This window comes from Pseudodesulfovibrio mercurii (assembly GCF_000189295.2).
Lineage (GTDB): Bacteria > Desulfobacterota > Desulfovibrionia > Desulfovibrionales > Desulfovibrionaceae > Pseudodesulfovibrio > Pseudodesulfovibrio mercurii.
The window spans coordinates 1,157,372-1,173,060 of sequence record NC_016803.1 but is presented as its reverse complement, the minus strand read 5'-3'; the positions used below and the strand labels follow the sequence as shown (position 1 = coordinate 1,173,060).

The 15,689-nt window shown below is 67.4% G+C and carries 10 protein-coding genes; 7 read left to right on the top strand and 3 right to left on the bottom strand.

The window, feature by feature from the left end:
• Positions 1–38: 38 nt before the first annotated feature.
• From DND132_RS05490 to DND132_RS05470, 5 genes are all read left to right on the top strand, one after another.
• Entirely contained in the window at positions 39–1,742 is a 1,704-nt protein-coding gene (locus DND132_RS05490; protein ID WP_014321714.1) for a methyl-accepting chemotaxis protein, read from the top strand.
• 152 nt (positions 1,743–1,894) lie between these two features.
• Positions 1,895–2,290 (top strand): hypothetical protein, encoded by a 396-nt coding sequence (locus DND132_RS05485; protein WP_014321713.1) that lies wholly within the window; start codon positions 1,895–1,897, stop codon positions 2,288–2,290.
• Between the two features lie 112 nt (positions 2,291–2,402).
• Positions 2,403–3,665: an adenylosuccinate synthase gene (locus DND132_RS05480; RefSeq protein WP_014321712.1), complete on the top strand. Its 1,263-nt coding sequence runs from the start codon at positions 2,403–2,405 to the stop codon at positions 3,663–3,665.
• Positions 3,666–3,675: 10 nt separating this feature from the next.
• A complete protein-coding gene (locus tag DND132_RS05475) occupies positions 3,676–4,515 on the top strand; it encodes a DNA polymerase III subunit delta' (protein ID WP_014321711.1) in 840 nt (279 codons plus the stop codon).
• Positions 4,516–4,517: 2 nt separating this feature from the next.
• Complete coding sequence (locus tag DND132_RS05470) at positions 4,518–4,997, top strand: GNAT family N-acetyltransferase (RefSeq protein WP_014321710.1); 480 nt, start codon at positions 4,518–4,520, stop codon at positions 4,995–4,997.
• 78 nt (positions 4,998–5,075) lie between these two features.
• Here DND132_RS05470 and DND132_RS05465 read toward each other — a convergent pair whose 3' ends face one another.
• The 3 genes from DND132_RS05465 to DND132_RS05455 all read right to left on the bottom strand — a co-directional run bounded on the left by DND132_RS05465 (position 5,076) and on the right by DND132_RS05455 (position 11,089).
• Positions 5,076–6,773, bottom strand: coding sequence for a Na+/H+ antiporter NhaC family protein (locus DND132_RS05465; protein ID WP_014321709.1), 1,698 nt, complete (start codon positions 6,771–6,773; stop codon positions 5,076–5,078).
• Between the two features lie 177 nt (positions 6,774–6,950).
• Positions 6,951–7,271 carry an antibiotic biosynthesis monooxygenase family protein gene (locus tag DND132_RS05460; protein ID WP_014321708.1) on the bottom strand — a complete coding sequence of 107 codons (321 nt, stop codon included), beginning with the start codon at positions 7,269–7,271 and terminating at the stop codon, positions 6,951–6,953.
• Complete coding sequence (locus DND132_RS05455) at positions 7,247–11,089, bottom strand: class I adenylate cyclase (protein ID WP_014321707.1); 3,843 nt, start codon at positions 11,087–11,089, stop codon at positions 7,247–7,249. Before DND132_RS05455 ends, DND132_RS05460 begins: the two co-directional genes overlap by 25 nt.
• 274 nt (positions 11,090–11,363) lie before the next feature.
• On the opposite strand from DND132_RS05455, the gene DND132_RS05450 reads away from it, so the two are divergent.
• Positions 11,364–13,532 carry an acyl-CoA dehydrogenase family protein gene (locus tag DND132_RS05450; RefSeq protein WP_014321706.1) on the top strand — a complete coding sequence of 723 codons (2,169 nt, stop codon included), beginning with the start codon at positions 11,364–11,366 and terminating at the stop codon, positions 13,530–13,532.
• A gap of 289 nt (positions 13,533–13,821) precedes the next feature.
• Positions 13,822–15,663, top strand: a complete 1,842-nt coding sequence (locus DND132_RS05445) for a 4Fe-4S ferredoxin (protein ID WP_014321705.1) — start codon at positions 13,822–13,824, stop codon at positions 15,661–15,663.
• Positions 15,664–15,689: the final 26 nt, after the last annotated feature.

Here is a 15,689-nt window from a genome sequence, read left to right as displayed (position 1 = left end):
GTATGACGCCGCAGTAATTTCAGCGAACAGGAGGAATTATGCGCATCACAAGATTCAAGGACTGGGGACTGCAAAGCAAGATTCTCAGTTTCTTCCTGGCCGCAGTGGTTCTGGTCCTGGCCGGACTGCTCGGTTATTTCCTGCCGGTGGTGGGCGATTCCCTGATGCAGGAGAAGCGGGTGGCCACCAAGAGCGTGGTCGAGGTGGCCTACGGCGTCATCGCGTCCTGGGCCGGCAAGGCCGATTCCGGCGCCGTGACCGTGGAGGCCGCCCAGGAGGCCGCCAAGGCCGAACTGGCGACCCTGCGCTATCAGGGGCAGGAATATTTCTGGGTCAACGACCTGCACCAGGTCATCGTGGTCCACGGGGTCAACCCCGACCTCAACGGCAAGGACCTGTCCGACATGAAGGACCCCCACGGGGTCTATCTCTTCCGGGAGATGGTCAAGGTCGCCAGGGACAAGGGCGAGGGGTTCGTCAACTACATGTGGCCCAAGCCCGGTTCGGACCGGCCCGTGCCCAAGATTTCCTTCGTCAAGCTGTACCAGCCGTGGGGCTGGGTGGTCGGCTCCGGCATCTACGTGGACGACGTGGAGGCTCAGGTCAGCTCCATGCGCTGGCAGATCCTCATTCCCACCCTCGTGGGCATGGGCATCCTGATCCTGGTGGTCGTCTGGGTCCTGCGCGGCATCATCCGGCCCCTGCACGAGGCCGTGACCGTGTCCAACGCCATGGCCGAGGGCGACCTGACCGTGGACATCGTCTCCCGCAGCCGGGACGAGGTGGGCCAGCTGACCACGGCCATGGGCAACATGCTCAAGGCCCTGCGCAGCGTGGTCAGCGATGTCACCGTGGCCTCGGAACAGGTCACCTCGGGCAGCGAGGAGCTGGCCTCCTCGGCCACCGACCTGTCCCAGGGGGCCACGGAACAGGCCTCGGCCGTGGAGGAGGTCTCGGCGGCCATGGAGGAGATGATCTCGTCCATCGGCCAGAACGCCGAGAACGCCCAGACCACCAACAACATGACCAACAAGGCGGCCCGCGACACCGAGTCCGGCGGCCGGGCCGTGGCCAAGACCGTGGAGGCCATGAAGCAGATTGCGGAGAAGATCTCCATCATCGAGGAGATCGCGCGGCAGACCAACCTCCTGGCCCTGAACGCGGCCATCGAGGCGGCCCGGGCCGGGGAACACGGCAAGGGATTCGCCGTGGTCGCGGCCGAGGTGCGCAAGCTGGCCGAGCGTAGCGGCGCGTCCGCGGCCGAGATCAGCGAGCTGTCCTCGTCCAGCGTGGAGGTGGCCGAGGAGGCGGGCAACCTGCTGGCCCGGATCGTGCCGGACATCCAGAAGACCGCCGAACTGGTCCAGGAGATCTCCGCCGCCACCAACGAGCAGAATGAGGGCGGCTCCCAGGTCAACGCGGCCATCCAGGACATGGACAAGGTCATCCAGCAGAACGCGGCCGCCTCCGAGGAGGTCGCCTCCACGGCCGAGGAGCTTTCGTCCCAGGCCGTGCAGTTGCAGAAGACCATCAGCTTCTTCAGGCTCGATGCGGACGGCTACGTCCCGCCCGTCCAGGTCAAGGTGGCCGAGCCCGCCAGGCCCAGGCTCGCCGGGGGCAGGCCCAAGCTCGCCGGTGGCAAGCCCAGGCCGGTGCCGCCCGGTGCGGCCGGGAATGCGCCCAGGGGCGGCATGGACCTCGACATGGGCGAGGTGGACGACACCGATTTCGAGCGCTTCTGACGCCGTTGCGCGCAACACGAACCACAGGGCCGCCCGATTTTTCGGGCGGCCTTTTTGTCCGGAGCGGAGCGTGATTTTGCCTTGGCGGGCCGGGCTGATATTTGCTATGCAAAGACTCCCGGCATGCGTTTTTCACCTATCAAGGAACATCGATGTCAGAAAGCTACATGGAAAAGGCGCTCTTGAAGCTCGCCCGTCAGATCAATGCCTACGACGAGGCCTCGCTCATGAGCCTGTGGGAAAAATACGCGGAGAAGGTGCGCCATTTCGAGCCCACCAAGCGGTGGGAGGAAGCGGTTCTGGTCTTCAATCTCATCCAGTCCACCCGCCTGAAAAACCAGCTTTTCAACTACAACTGGGCCCAGTCCCGCCACCCCGGCGAGGGCCCGGTGGAGATCGACCTGGCGGCCCTGACCGCGCCGGAAAAGCCGGTCGGCCCCGTGGACGGCACCCTGGTCAACGGCGACGGTCCCGGCGCCGGACACAAGCCGGACAAGAAGGACCGGCGCGGCAAGCTGCTGACCCTGACCCCCAAGAACGGCAAGTGATCGGGGCATCCTCCGGTTGACACGGACACCCGTTTATATTTACGGAACATAACCGTTTGTGCGCGCTTTCCCGGCCGGGGGCCGCAATCCCGGTATTTCCAAGGAGCTAACAATGTCCAATATGGTGGTTTTCGGTTCCCAGTGGGGAGACGAAGGTAAAGGCAAGGTCGTCGATATGCTCGCCGAGAAGGCGGACGCCATCGTCCGTTTCCAGGGCGGCAACAACGCGGGGCATACCCTGGTGGTCGACGGCGAGCAGTGCATCCTGCACCTGATCCCCTCCGGCATCCTGCACCCCGGAAAGCAGTGTCTCATCGGCAACGGCGTGGTCCTGGACCCGTTCGTCTTCTGCCAGGAGCTGGACAAGCTTGCCGCCAAGGGCGTGGACGTGTCCGCCTCCCGAGTGATGATCAGCAAGAAGACCCACGTGATCATGCCGTATCACTGCCGCATGGACGCGGCACGCGAATCCTCGCGCAGCGAGGACGGACGCATCGGCACCACCGGGCGCGGCATCGGCCCGTGCTACGAGGACAAGATGCACCGCTGCGGCATCCGCGCGGGCGACTTCGCCGATCCCGAACTGCTCAAGCAGAAGATTTCCACGGCCCTGGAAGAGAAGAACGTGCTCTTCAAGCACCTCTACGGGGTCGAGCCCATGGACGCCCAGGCCGTCTTCGACGAGGTCCTGCCCGTGGCCGAGCGGCTGGTCCCGTATCTCGGCGACGTGTCCTCGGCCATCCAGGCCGCGGACTGCGTGCTCTTTGAGGGCGCCCAGGGCACCCACCTGGACATCGACCACGGCACCTATCCCTTCGTCACCTCGTCCAACACGGTCACGGCCAACGCGGCCTCGGGCTCCGGCTGTTCGCCGCGCGTCCTCGACCGGATCATCGCCATCGTCAAGGCGTACACCACCCGCGTGGGCAGCGGCCCGTTCCCCACGGAACTGCTCGACGCGGACGGCGACTACCTCCAGTCCCAGGGCCACGAGTTCGGGGCCACCACCGGGCGCAAGCGGCGCTGCGGCTGGCTCGACCTGGTGGTCCTCAAGGAATCCGCCCGGCTGAACGGTCCCACCGAGCTGGCCATCACCAAGCTGGACGTCCTGTCCGGCCTGAAGGAGGTCAAGCTCTGCGTGGGTTACGAATACAAGGGCGGAACCATCGCCTACCCGCCCCAGGAGCAGAACGGCATGGCCTACGTCACGCCGGTCTACGAGACCCTGCCCGGCTGGGACGAGGACATCTCCGACGCGCGCAGCTGGGACGACCTGCCCGAGAACGCGGTCAAGTACCTGCGGCGCATCGAGGAGATTTCCGGCGTGAAGATCGGCATCGTCTCGGTGGGCCCGGACCGGGTACAGACCTTCTAGGGAGCGCGGCATGACGTTGCACGACGACCCGCTGGCCGCCCTCAAGGGGCAGGAACATGCGGTCCGGCGGCTCAACGCCATCGCCCACGACCCGCCACAATCCATCGTCATAGAGGGGGGCGACGCGGATGCCCGCGTCGCCCTCGCCCTGTACTGGGCCATGCGCCTGAACTGCGCGTCCGGTTCGGTCCCCTGCGGCCAGTGCCCGGCCTGCCGACAGATCGCGGACCTGGCCTTCAACGACCTCCTGTTCTTCGACGGCCGCGAGGGGCTCATCAAGGTGGACTCCGTGCGCGAGAAGCGCTCCACCTGGGGCCAGCCGCCCCACGGCGACGGCTACCGCGTGACCATCTTCGCCGAGGCCCAGATGTTCATGACCGAGGCGGCCAACGCCCTGCTCAAGTCACTGGAGGAGCCCCGGCCCGGCAACGTCTTCGTCCTGGCCGCTCCCCAGCGCGAGCGGCTGCTGGAGACCCTGGTCTCGCGCTCCTGGGTGGTCACCCTGGCCTGGCCGGACGTGCGCGTGAACCCGCCCGAGGTGACCGAGTGGACCACGGCCCTGGTCCATTTCTGGCAGACCGGACGGGGCTGGTTCGAGCGCACCCAGGTGCGCGGCGCCGTGGACCGCGACCTGGCCATGAGCGTGGTCGTCGGCATGCAGCGCGAGCTGCGCGAGGCCCTGTCCGGCAGTTGCGGGACCCCGCTCTCGGCGGGCATGGCCAAGATTTACGGTCCGGCGGACCTGCGGCGCATCGGCCTGGTCCTGGAACAGGCCCAGGACGCCCTGAACACCCAGGTGCCGGTCAACCCGACCATGGTCCTGGACTGGGTCGCCACCCGCATGGCCTGACCGTGCGCATCCTCGAATACGCGGGGCACGACCCCGAACCCATCGTCGAGCTGATCACCACCATCCAGATCGCGGAATTCGGCGTGGCCACCTCGGCCGAAAAACAGCCGGACCTGCGCACCATCCCGGACTACTACCAATACGGCGCGGGCAATTTCTGGCTCGCCTTCGAGGGCGACGAACTCATCGGGACCATCGCCCTCAAGGACGTGGGGGACGGGGTCTGCGCCCTGCGCAAGATGTTCGTGAAAAAGGCGTGGCGCGGCAGGGAGCGCGGCGTGGCCGCCCGGCTCATGCGCACCCTGCTCGACCACGCGCGGGCCCACGGCGTGCGCGAAATCTTTCTCGGCACCGTGGACGTGTACCACGCCGCGCACCGCTTCTACGAGAAGTCCGGCTTCGTAGAGGTCCCGAGGAGCGGGGTCCCGGCCTTGGTCCCGCTCATGGACGTGGACGTCAAATACTACCGCTACCGGTTTTAGCGTTGCGCCCGCCCGCAACGGAAAACGCCCGGATCGGCAAACCGATCCGGGCGTTTTTTCGTCGTTTCGGAAGGGGGGCTAGGCGTCCACCTTCTTGCCCGCGAAGCGGATGATCAGGGCCGTGGCCAGGATGCCCAGCGGCAGGGTCAAAGACACGGGCAGCCCCAGGCCGGCGGGCAGGTAGCCGGTGACCACGGCCAGGCCGGCAACCACCAGGGCGTAGGTCAGCTGGGTGCGCACGTGGTCGATGTGGTCGCAGCCCGCGCCCATGGAGGACAGGATGGTCGTGTCCGAGATAGGCGAGCAGTGGTCGCCGAAGATGGCCCCGGTCAGGACCGAGCCCACGGCCAGGACCACAAAGTCCGGGGACGGGTTCAGGGCGTAAGCCAAGGGGATGGTCAGGGGCATGAGGATGCCCATGGTCCCGTAGGACGTGCCGGTGGCGAAGGAGATGATCGCGCCGAGGATGAAGATGATGGACGGCAGCAGGTAGGCGGGCAGGGCGTCGGACAGGGTGCCCACCAGGTAGGTGGCCGTGCCCAGCTCCTTCATGACCCCGGACAGGGACCAGGCCAGGAGCAGGATGACGGCGGTGATGTTCATGGATTTGATCCCGGTGACGAAGGTCTCGATGGCGTCCTTCAGGGGCATGATCTTCTTGAACACGGCCATGGCGGTGGCCACCAGGGCGGCGAGCAGGGCGGCCTGGAACAGGACCACCGAGGCGTCCGAGGCCCCGAAGCAGATGCGCATGGATGTGAAGGACAGGGGCGAGGCGTTCACGGCCGCGAGCATGGCCGGGTCGTCGAGGTTTGCGTAGCCGTTGAAGTAGAAGCCCAGGAACGCGGCGACCATGAGGGTGCCGATGGGCAGGATGGCGCTCCACACGGAGGGCCGGACGTGGGCGGCGGGCTCCAGGGTGGTGGCCTCGTCCGAGGCCATGGGCACGGCGTGGTCGCCCAGGACCTTGCCCTCGGTTCGGGCGCGGTGCTCGGCCGCGTACATGGGCCCGAAGTCGCGCTTGAGCCACACGGCCAGGAGGATGAAGAGCAGGATGTAGATGTTGTAGAACCGGTACGGGATGGTCTGGACGAAGATGCCGTAGGCGTTGCCGGTGATGCCGATGGCCTGGTAGCCGTCGCGGATCAGTCCGACCTCGTAGGCCACCCAGGTGGAGATCAGCGCGATGCCCGCGATGGGCGCGGCCGTGGCGTCGATGATGAAGGCCAGCTTCTCGCGCGAAACCCTGAGCCGGTCCGTGACCGGGCGCATGATCGGGCCCACGGTCAGGGAGTTGGCGTAGTCGTCGAAGAAGATGAACAGCCCCATGCACCAGGCGGCCAGCTGGGAGGACCTGGGCGTTCGGGCCCAGCGCGAGATGGCCTCGGCGATGGCCTGGGCCCCGCCCATCCTGGAGATGAGGGCGATGAGCCCGCCGATGGCCAGGACCTGGAGGACGATGCCCGCGTCCCACGGGTCGGCCAGGGAGGAGAGGACCTGGCCCGACAGGTGCAGGAAGCCGCCGATCATGGCGTGGTACACGTCCCAGCCCTTGAGTTCGAGCATGAAGCAGCCCGAGAACACGCCGATGAACAGCGACAGGACCACGTTCTTGCTGGCGAAGGCCAGGGCGATGGCCAGGAGCGGCGGGATCAGGGTCAGCAGCCCCCATTGTTCGGCGTTGGCGACGGCCGTGGCGGCATCGGCGGCCGGGGCGGAGGCGGGCAGGAGCGAGACCGCCAGGCAGACGGCCGAGAGGATGAGAATATTGCGCATGAACTTCCCTTTGAAATTGGCTCGTGGAGCGTGAAAAAAACGGAATCTACGCGATCATACAAAATTGTATGCCGCTTCGGTGGGGAAAGGGCGTATATCATTCATCAGATTTTGTCGATGGTAAGAAGCCATCAACCGCTGACGAATTGCCAAAAAAAGGAATTTTTTCAGCCCGGATCAGGGGAAGCGGGTCTCCCGCTCCACCCGGCAGACGCGGGTGGTGAAGGAGGCGTACCATTCCCGGCGGCCGCGCGCCTGGGCGGTCCGGTGTTCGGGGTGCTCGCGCCAGACCCTGATGGCGTCGAGGCTCTCCCAGTAGGACACGGTGATGCCGACCTCCTCGCGGGCGGAATCCACGCCCAGGAAGCCGGGCATGGACCGGGCCAGTTCGAGCATGCGTCCGGCGGTCTCGGCGTAGCCGTTGTCGGCGTCCGTGCGCACGGAGGTGAAGATCACGGCCCAGCAGGGCGTCTTCAGGTCAGGCTGATGCGTCGGCATTGGGACCCCTTGGGCGCGAACAGGCCCAGTTGCGCGGCTTCGGCCAGGGGCTGGCCGATCTTTTCGGACAGGAACCGGGCCGGGCTGTGTTCGAACAGCTGGCCGGGCCGGACAAAGGTGCGGCAGAACATCTCGCCCCAGTTGGTGGCGTAGATCACGGCGGCCTGCTCGATGCGCCCGGTCTCGGGCGGGGAGGCCAGGTTGAGGATGAAGAAGGCCCGCAGCACGGTCTCGGCGCGCAGCCCCTCGTTGATGTCCGGCTCGAAGGTCTCGGCAAAGGGGAAGAATTCGTGCAGGGAGCCCATGAGCCGCTGCAGGTCGGCCAGGGCGATGGGCGCGATGGTCCGGTCCGCCTGGAGCAGGCTCTTGGGGTGGTAGATGCGGTTGGCCAGCAGCCAGGCCAGCAGGTGCACCGGGTCCTGGTTGCGGTGCAGCAGCTGGAGATGCACGGCGGACTGCTTGGCCTCTACCCGCTCGCCCCCGCGCACGGTCCAGGCGGGCGGCTTGCCCGGCGTCTTTTCCGCGGCGAAGTGCAGGATGGGGAAGCCGTTCTCCCTGGTGTCCATGAACGGCACGCGCAGGATCTTGTTCGGCTTGGAGGCGAAGTTGGCGGCGATGCGGCGGCCCATGCGCGTCAGGTCCTCGGGGTTGATCAGCGCCTTGGTCCGGCCCGTGGAGCGGCCGCCGGCGGCCAGCCCCTCCTGGATGCGCCGGTAGGTATCGACCATGTAGCGGCGCACGTGCGAGCCCATGCGCAGGGACTTGTCGAAGGGCCAGGTGCGGTGCGTCTCGGCCAGCCTGCCCGGTTCCACGTAGCCCGAGCCGAACAGGACCGAGATCAGGGATTCGTCCTCGGGCCGGGTGGGCAGGTTCATGAACAGCGGGATGTCCGTCAGGTTGGCCTTGAGCCGGAAGGACTCCTTGAGCAGGGCCGCGGCGTTGTCCTCCCCGCGCCCGCTGTAGTAGTCGTGCAGGGTGGAGTACAGGGCGGTGTACGGGTCGGTGTCGAGCTTGCCCTGGCGGTTGCGGATCAGGTTGCGCTTGATGCGGTCGCACAGGGGCAGGGCGGACGCGCCGGGTGCGGCGTAGGTCTCGAGCAGGCCGAGCTTGAGCACGGACTTGAAGGGCGCGTGCACGGCCTTGACCATCTGCCACAGGGAGCCGCCGAAGTATTCGTCCGGCGGCACCTCGGCCAGGTGGCCGAAGTCCTCCAGGCGCGGCTTGCCGCACAGGGGGTAGCGCCGGGCCGCGCGGATGCACGACTCGTACATCTTGCGGCTGGCCCCGGCCGGGATGACCCACCAGGCGATGTTCTTGCCCGCCAGCTTCAGCGCCGTGCGGTAGAACTCCTCCTTGAGCAGCAGGACCTGGGCCGAGCCCGAGCTCTCCTCGTCCCCGGACAGGAAGCGGTTGTCGCGCACGTCGTCCATGCGCATGGGGTAGAAGTGGACCTCCAGCCCGTACTCGCTCTCCGCCCACAGGGCCATGGCGTTGAGTTTGCGCGTCAGGCCGTGCTCCATGGTCATGGTCACGTCGCCGTCGTAGCAGACCCAGCAGTCCAGGTCCGAACTCGACGTCTGGGCCACGGTGCCAAGACTGCCCATGGCGTAGACCGCCAGGATGCGCACCTCGGGCGAGGGGTCGGGCTCGGGCTCCATGTCCAGCCGCTCGCGGACCAGCTCCAGGTCGCTCAGGCAGGGGTAGTAGCCCCAGACCCGGCAGGAGGGGATGTTGCCGAAGTTGTAGCGCCGCTCGAACACGTCGCAGTCCAGGAGCAGGGGGAGCATGCGCAGGAAGGCCTGCTGGTCGCGGGACAGTGTGCCCATGGCCCGGTGCATGCGCTGGCGGTTGTTGTCGAGCATGCGCCGTTCCCGGCGCATGAAGGTCAGCTCGCGCGACCAGGCGGTCAGGGCCTTGCGGGCCGTGAAGGGGTCGGTCTCCCGGCCGCCGGGCATGCCCCCCTTCTCCGCCTCGCGGGCGAACAGGGTCATCTGGCGTAGCCGGTTGGCCAGGAACTGCGGGTGCCCGGCGTCGGAATTCTTGATCACGGACCGGGTCACGAGCGAGCCGGGCAGCTCCATGGACAGCAGCACGCAGTCCCGTATGTACAGCCCGTGCAGGCAGGTCTGGCGCAGCTCCACGCCCCGGCAGTCGTCGCCGACGAGCTCGGCGAAGGACAGGTCGCAGGCCTCGAACCTGACGGCGCGCAGGGAACAGCCGTGCAGGGCGCTGCCCGCCAGGGAGCAGGCGGTCAGGTCCGTGCCCGTCAGCCGGACGTCGCGGAAGGAGGCCTCGCTGAAGACCGAGGAGCGGAAGCGGCATCCCTCGAAGGTGCAGCCTGAGAAGACCGCGCCGGTGAAGACGCAGTCCGTGAACACGCACTCCTCGAACCGGGTGTCCGCGAACTCCGCGCCGTTGAAGCGGACCTCGCGGAACTCCGTGCCGGACAGGACGCAGTCGCGGAAGAGCCCGCCGGTCAGGTCGGCGTCGCCCACCTTGCCCCGGAAGAAGCTGGTCCGGACAAAGGCGGTTCCGGCCAGCCCCAGGCCGGTCAGCTCGCGGTTTTCCAGCTGTTCGCCGTCCACCATGGAGCCGGGCAGGTCCATATCGCGGATGTTTCCCGGCTTGGGCAGCAGCTCCTGGAGGGTCTTGGGCCGGGACTTGAACAATCCCTTGAAGAAGCCGGTCCTGGCCGGTTCGGGCTCTTCTCCGGGCTGTGGAGGCGGGGTCGAACCCTCGCGGGCGCGCGGCGAGTTCGTGCCCCGGGGCGGGCAGGCGCCGGCCGCGTTGCGTACGAAGTCCGGGGCGATCGTCTCGAGCACGCCGAACATCTCCAGCAGGGCGTCGTCGCGGCGCTCCTCGGGCAGGGAGGAAAGATACTGGACCAGGCCGATGTCCCCGAGCAGCGGGGCGCGGGACACGGCGGCGGCGCGCAGGGCCGGCATGCGCGAGCGGATGGAGGCCAGGACCTTGCCCATGGCCGGATGGTCCTGGCTGATGAGCGCGTCCAGGCACGCCCCGGCCAGCCTGGCGTCCGCCTTGGGCAGGATGTTCAGGAGCATGGCCAGGATGGTCTTGTTGCCCGCCTCGCCCACGGTCGCGACGGTCCGCAGGACCTCGACGTCGGCCTTGATCCGGCCCAGGGACACGGCCTTGGCCAGGGCCTCGGCATAGGCCGCGTCGCCCATGCCCCGGATGACCCGGCAGAGCTGTTCCAGGTCCGTGCCCGCCACGCCGTTGGTCAGCTGGGAGTTGATGAACCGGCCGAACAGCCCGCCCACGATGACCTGGCGGACCGGAAAGGCCAGGAGCTCGCCCTGTTCGCCGAGCCGCGCCACGAACGGGACCAGCTCCTCTGGGTCCGTGCCCATGAGCGGCTTGAGCACCCCTTCGAGCCAGGTCAGCAGTTCCTTGTCCTTGTCGCCGGGCAGGTCCAGGAGCATCTCGTGGACCAGGGTCAGCCGGTCGCGGGCGGGCCAGGCCGCCACTTTGGGGTCCAGCCGGGCCAGGGGCGCGTTGCGGGCGGTGATCAGGCGGGCGCACAGGGTCCGCCCGAACCGTCCCGAACGGACCAGGGCCTGGAAGCAGGTCTGGATGGTGTGGATGTCGCCGGAGTTGGCGGCCAGGCGGTACATGGCCAGCACGGCCTCGGCCAGGAGGACGGCCTCGGCATGGGCCGGGCGCGGGGTGCGGTCGCACCATTCCAGGAACTCCACGGCCAGGCCGCCGATGCCGGGCCCGCCGCTCGGGGCGCGCCCCTGGGCAAGGGTCTCCATGGCCGTGGCCAGTGTGCGTATGTTCGGAATCTCTTGGCTCATCACCGCTGCCGCCTTTTGGATGGCGCGATAGTGCAGGGAATCGGGGGCGAAGTCAAAGCGGGATTCCTGTCCTGGCAAACGGCATTTGTTGAGCCCCCCGGACGGACCGTTTCCGGGGAGGGGAAAACGGCCCGGAACCGCCCGGGAAGCCGCTGAAACGCTTGTTTAAGGGATAAAAACACTTTGACTCACCAGGGACAATGGCCTATCGTCCCCGACTATTATTGATAACTGATAATCTCAGTCCAAAATCAACCTTTCGGGGAAGACACCTATGTATACTCTTCGTACTCTTCCGGGAGACGACGTCCGGCAGATCATGTGGCGTTTTGCCGAGCGTTTCGACCTCCAGATGTCCGTGCAGAGCGCCCGGTCCATCGCCCGCTCCACGGTAGCCAAGCTGGTGGCCGGGGGCGCGCGCAACACCCATGAGTGGACCGAGCAGAAGAACGAGCTCCTGGCCGCCTTCGACCAGTCCGGGCTGACCGCCCTGTTCATGGACCCCCACCAGGGCGGCTTCATCGAGGGCCCCAAGAATCTGGCGCTGGCCCTGGTCGCCTTCGAGCTGGCCTGGGTCGATGCCGGTGCGGCCACCTCCTCCCTGGCCTCCTGCCTGGCGCTCGCCCCCATCCACGAGAAGGGCACCCCTGAGCAGCGCGACAAGTACATGTCCGCCTGCGTCCCGCCCCAGCCGGGCGAGGACCGGACCATCTGGCGCGGGGCCTTCGCCCTGACCGAGCCCCTGCCCTACGTGGGCGTGGACACCGGCGTGCTCTGCGGCAAGGCCGCCGTGGCCGAGTGGAACGAGGGCGAGGAGCCCATGCTTCAGATCGACAAGCGCGGTCGGTTCATCACCAACATGGACTTCGCCAACTTCGTCACCGCCGCCGTTGAGTCCAAGGACGAGCGCATCAAGGGGACCTTCATGGTCATCCTCGAAGAGGGCGACGAGGGCGTCTTCGACCGGGGTGCGCCCACCCTGAAGATGGTCCACCAGCTTTCCTCCACCCGCGACCCCGTCCTGAACCTCAAGGTGCCCGCCTCCCGCATCATCGGCGGCTACGAGGTCGTGGACGGCGTGATCGTGCCCAAGTACAACCACTCCGAGATCATCGGCGCGGTCTTCCACCGCACCCGCATCCCCGTGGGGCTGATGACCTCGGCCAAGCTGCTCTCCGCCGTGGAGCCGGTCATCCGCTACCACCGCAACCGCTTCCGGGGCGGCGACGCCTGCAAGGAAGGCTCCCCGCGCTACGACAAGGGCCTCCAGATCAACGAGGACGCCCTGCAACGCCTGGTGGACGTCTGGGCCGCGGGCGAGGCGGGCTGTTCCCTGGCCCTGGGCGCCGCGCGCCTGGCCGACCGCTTCGACCCCATTGAAAAGGCCAAGGAGGCTCACTTCGAGGCCGAGGGCGTGACCTCCATCCGCAAGCAGATGGCCGCCCTGCGCAAGCTCCACGACCAGGTCCGCGAATTCATCAGGCTGGAATACTCGGCCCCGGCCGAGCGCGACGAGGCCCGGTACAACGAACTTTCGAACGACACCCTGGTCCAGTACGCCTACATGGAGGCCCTGGCGGGCATCCTCAACCCCGGCGTGAAGCTCTGGAACACGGGCGAGGGCGCCAACAAGATGCGCGAGGCCGTGGCCCTGGTCGGCGGCTACGGCATCACCGAGGACTGCCCCGGCTTCCTCATGCAGAAGTGGACCGACTGCCAGCTCGAGGCCACCTACGAGGGCCCCGAGGCCGTGCAGCGCCGCCACCTGACCATGACCATGACTTCCGACATCTTCGGCTGCATCATGGAGAACTGGATCGCGCAGATGCGCCGCGCGGGCCGCGACGTGCCCGGCCTGGGCGGCTACGTTCTGGCCGCAGCCATGGAGCTGTGGCAGTGGACCCTGGGCCACCTCCAGGAGGCCGTGGACCAGGACGGCCGCAAGCTCTACCACAACAAGCGGCAGGGCGTGACCTTCCCCATGGCCGACGCGCTCGGTTGGATTCTCGGCGCCTACCACCTGGCCTCCGACGTCCTGGAGCTCATCGAGAAGGGCCCCCTGTCCATGACCCTGGCCGAGGGAATCGACGACCTGACCGGGTTCTACAAGGACCTGTGCCACGTCCAGGCCGCCCGCGCCGCCGGTGAAGTGGCCCGCATCTGTTCAGAACTGGTCTACGGGTACAACTGGAACCGTTGTCCGACCCCGGACGGCGGCATCGCCGAGAAGTGCGAGCCCGAGCTGAAGTCCAAGGCCGAATGCGCCGAGGACGGCACCCTGGGCGACCAGTCCAAGTGCGCGCGCCCGGACCTGATCCGGTTCCGCGAACTCAAGGCCACCGTGGACATGTGCCTGGCGGGCTGCCGCCTGGCCAAGGACCGCGCGGGCAACGCCCTGGCCGAGGTGATGATTCCCGAGGCCCTCGACTACCCGCAGGGCTAGCAAAACGACGACCACGCGGGAGGGAGGCCTTTTCGAAAGGCTTCCCTCCCGCGTTTTCCCTTCCAAAACTTTTTGTCGCCACGCCGCCGGGAAGGGTGCAGGATAGGCAGGCCCGGTCGGGCGGCGTGGAGGGCAGGGGCCGAATCCCCGCCCCGAACGATAACTTCAACCCACCCACCCCCCAGGCGTACCGGGAAGGAAAACGCCTGGTCACTCCCCCCGATTTTCGCGTAGCGACATAAAAAGTTCAGGAGGGAAGAGGGGCTGGGGGTCCGGGGGAGGCGCACCCATGAGCGACGAGATGCCGCGTGTCGAGATGGAGACGGATATTGTATGTGTGGGCTTCGGCCCTGCCGCGGGCGGGTTCCTGACGACCCTGACGCGCGGGCTGATGAACGACGACGGCACCTTCGCGGCCGAATCCAAGGTCATGCCGGGCATGCCGCCCCAGGTCATCTGCTACGAGCGCGCCGACGACATCGGCTTCGGCGTGTCGGGCGTGGTCACCAAGGGCCGCTCCATCCGGGCCACGTTCCCGGACCTGGACCTGTCCCAGATTCCCATGGCCTGCGAGGTCCGGGAGGAGAAGGTCCTGTTCCTGACCGATCCGGTGGGCGCGAGCCGCAGGCCGGGGCTGTTCAGGCTGGCCGACAAGATCCTGGGCGGGTTCATGAAGGACGGCGCGTATGAGCTGCCGTACATCCCGAAATTTCTGGAAAAACATCCCGGCATGTTGTTTTCCATCGGCCAGCTCAACCAGTGGGTGGGCGCGAACCTGATGGGCACGGGCCTGGCCCAGATCTGGCCGTCCAGCCCGGTGGCCGAGCCCCTGGTCGAGGGCACGGCGGTCAAGGGCGTGCGCATGGCCGACCAGGGCGTGGACAAGGACGGCACCCCGAACGCGGGCTACATGCCGGGCATGGACATGAAGGCCGCCCTGACCGTGGTGGCCGACGGCCCGGTTGGGCCGGTGGGACGGGAGCTCAACCGCAGGCTGGGCATGCCCGGCGACAATTGCCAGCGCGAGTGGGCCGTGGGCATGAAGTGCGTGGTCGAGCTGCCCGAGGGCTGCGACTGGCAGCCCGGCACCGTGCTGCACACCATCGGCTACCCCGAGCCCGAGATCTTCGGCTTCCTGTACGTCTACCCCGGCAACGTGGCGAGTTTGGGCATCTTCGTGCCGTCCTGGTTCGACAACCCGGTGCGCACGGCCTACCGCTACATGCAGCACTGGATGCTCCATCCCTACCTGTGGAAGCGCCTTCAGGGCGGCACCCTGCGTTCCTGGGGAGCCAAGTCCCTGAACGAGTCGGGCAAGCACGGCGAGCCCATCCTGTGCGGCGACGGGTTCGCGCGCATTGGCGAGGGGTCCGGCTCCACCAACGTGCTGACCGGCTCGGGCGTGGACGAGGCCTGGGCCACGGGCGTGCAGCTCGGCGAGGCCGTGCTGGAACTGCTCAAGTCCGGCCGCGCCTTCACCAAGGAAAATCTCGAGAACACCTATGTTTCCCGCCGCCGCGCCTCCTGGGTCGAAAAGGAGGCCGAGGTGGCCAAAAAGTCCCGCGACGGCTTCACCCGGTCCGTCCTCTCCGGCTTCCTCGGCATGGGGCTGACCGGGCTGACCAACGGCCTGCTGAACATGCCGGGCAAGGCACTGCGCCCCCAGGAGCGCATCCCGTCCGTGGAGGACTACTACCGCGACGTCATCCCGGCGGGCGAGATCGCGGCCATCCGCGCGGACTGCGCCAAGCAGGGCAAGTCCCTGCACGACGCGCTCATGGACCGCGCGGGCTGGCCGGAAATCCCCCTGGACGGACAGCTGCTGGTCTCCCACCAGGACGCCCTGCTCATGGGCGGCAAGGTCCAGGCCAACCCCGGCTACGCCGACCATGTGCGCTTCGCGGACCCGGCCCGGTGCGCGACCTGCCGCGAACAGGTCTGCATCGAGGCCTGCTCGGGCCAGGCCATCTACACCAACCCGGACGGCGGCGCGCCGCTCTTCGATCGCGAAAAGTGCGTGCACTGCGGGGCGTGCCTGTGGAATTGCAGCAAGTCCGACCCGAACGACCCGGAACGGACCAACGTCCAGTTCCGCGCGGGCTCCGGCGGGCTGCATTCCGTGGAGAATTAGGATAAAGACAGGGTGGAATCGCCTGC

What these genes read in the sequence shown, in the direction of transcription:
- DND132_RS05490 (WP_014321714.1), top strand. Translation starts at nt 39, where the DNA reads ATGCGCATCACAAGATTCAAGGACTGGGGACTGCAAAGCAAGATTCTC.
- DND132_RS05485 (WP_014321713.1), top strand. Translation starts at nt 1,895, where the DNA reads ATGTCAGAAAGCTACATGGAAAAGGCGCTCTTGAAGCTCGCCCGTCAG.
- DND132_RS05480 (WP_014321712.1), top strand. Translation starts at nt 2,403, where the DNA reads ATGTCCAATATGGTGGTTTTCGGTTCCCAGTGGGGAGACGAAGGTAAA.
- DND132_RS05475 (WP_014321711.1), top strand. Translation starts at nt 3,676, where the DNA reads ATGACGTTGCACGACGACCCGCTGGCCGCCCTCAAGGGGCAGGAACAT.
- DND132_RS05465 (WP_014321709.1), bottom strand. Translation starts at nt 6,773, where the DNA reads ATGCGCAATATTCTCATCCTCTCGGCCGTCTGCCTGGCGGTCTCGCTC.
- DND132_RS05460 (WP_014321708.1), bottom strand. Translation starts at nt 7,271, where the DNA reads ATGCCGACGCATCAGCCTGACCTGAAGACGCCCTGCTGGGCCGTGATC.
- DND132_RS05455 (WP_014321707.1), bottom strand. Translation starts at nt 11,089, where the DNA reads ATGAGCCAAGAGATTCCGAACATACGCACACTGGCCACGGCCATGGAG.
- DND132_RS05450 (WP_014321706.1), top strand. Translation starts at nt 11,364, where the DNA reads ATGTATACTCTTCGTACTCTTCCGGGAGACGACGTCCGGCAGATCATG.
- DND132_RS05445 (WP_014321705.1), top strand. Translation starts at nt 13,822, where the DNA reads ATGAGCGACGAGATGCCGCGTGTCGAGATGGAGACGGATATTGTATGT.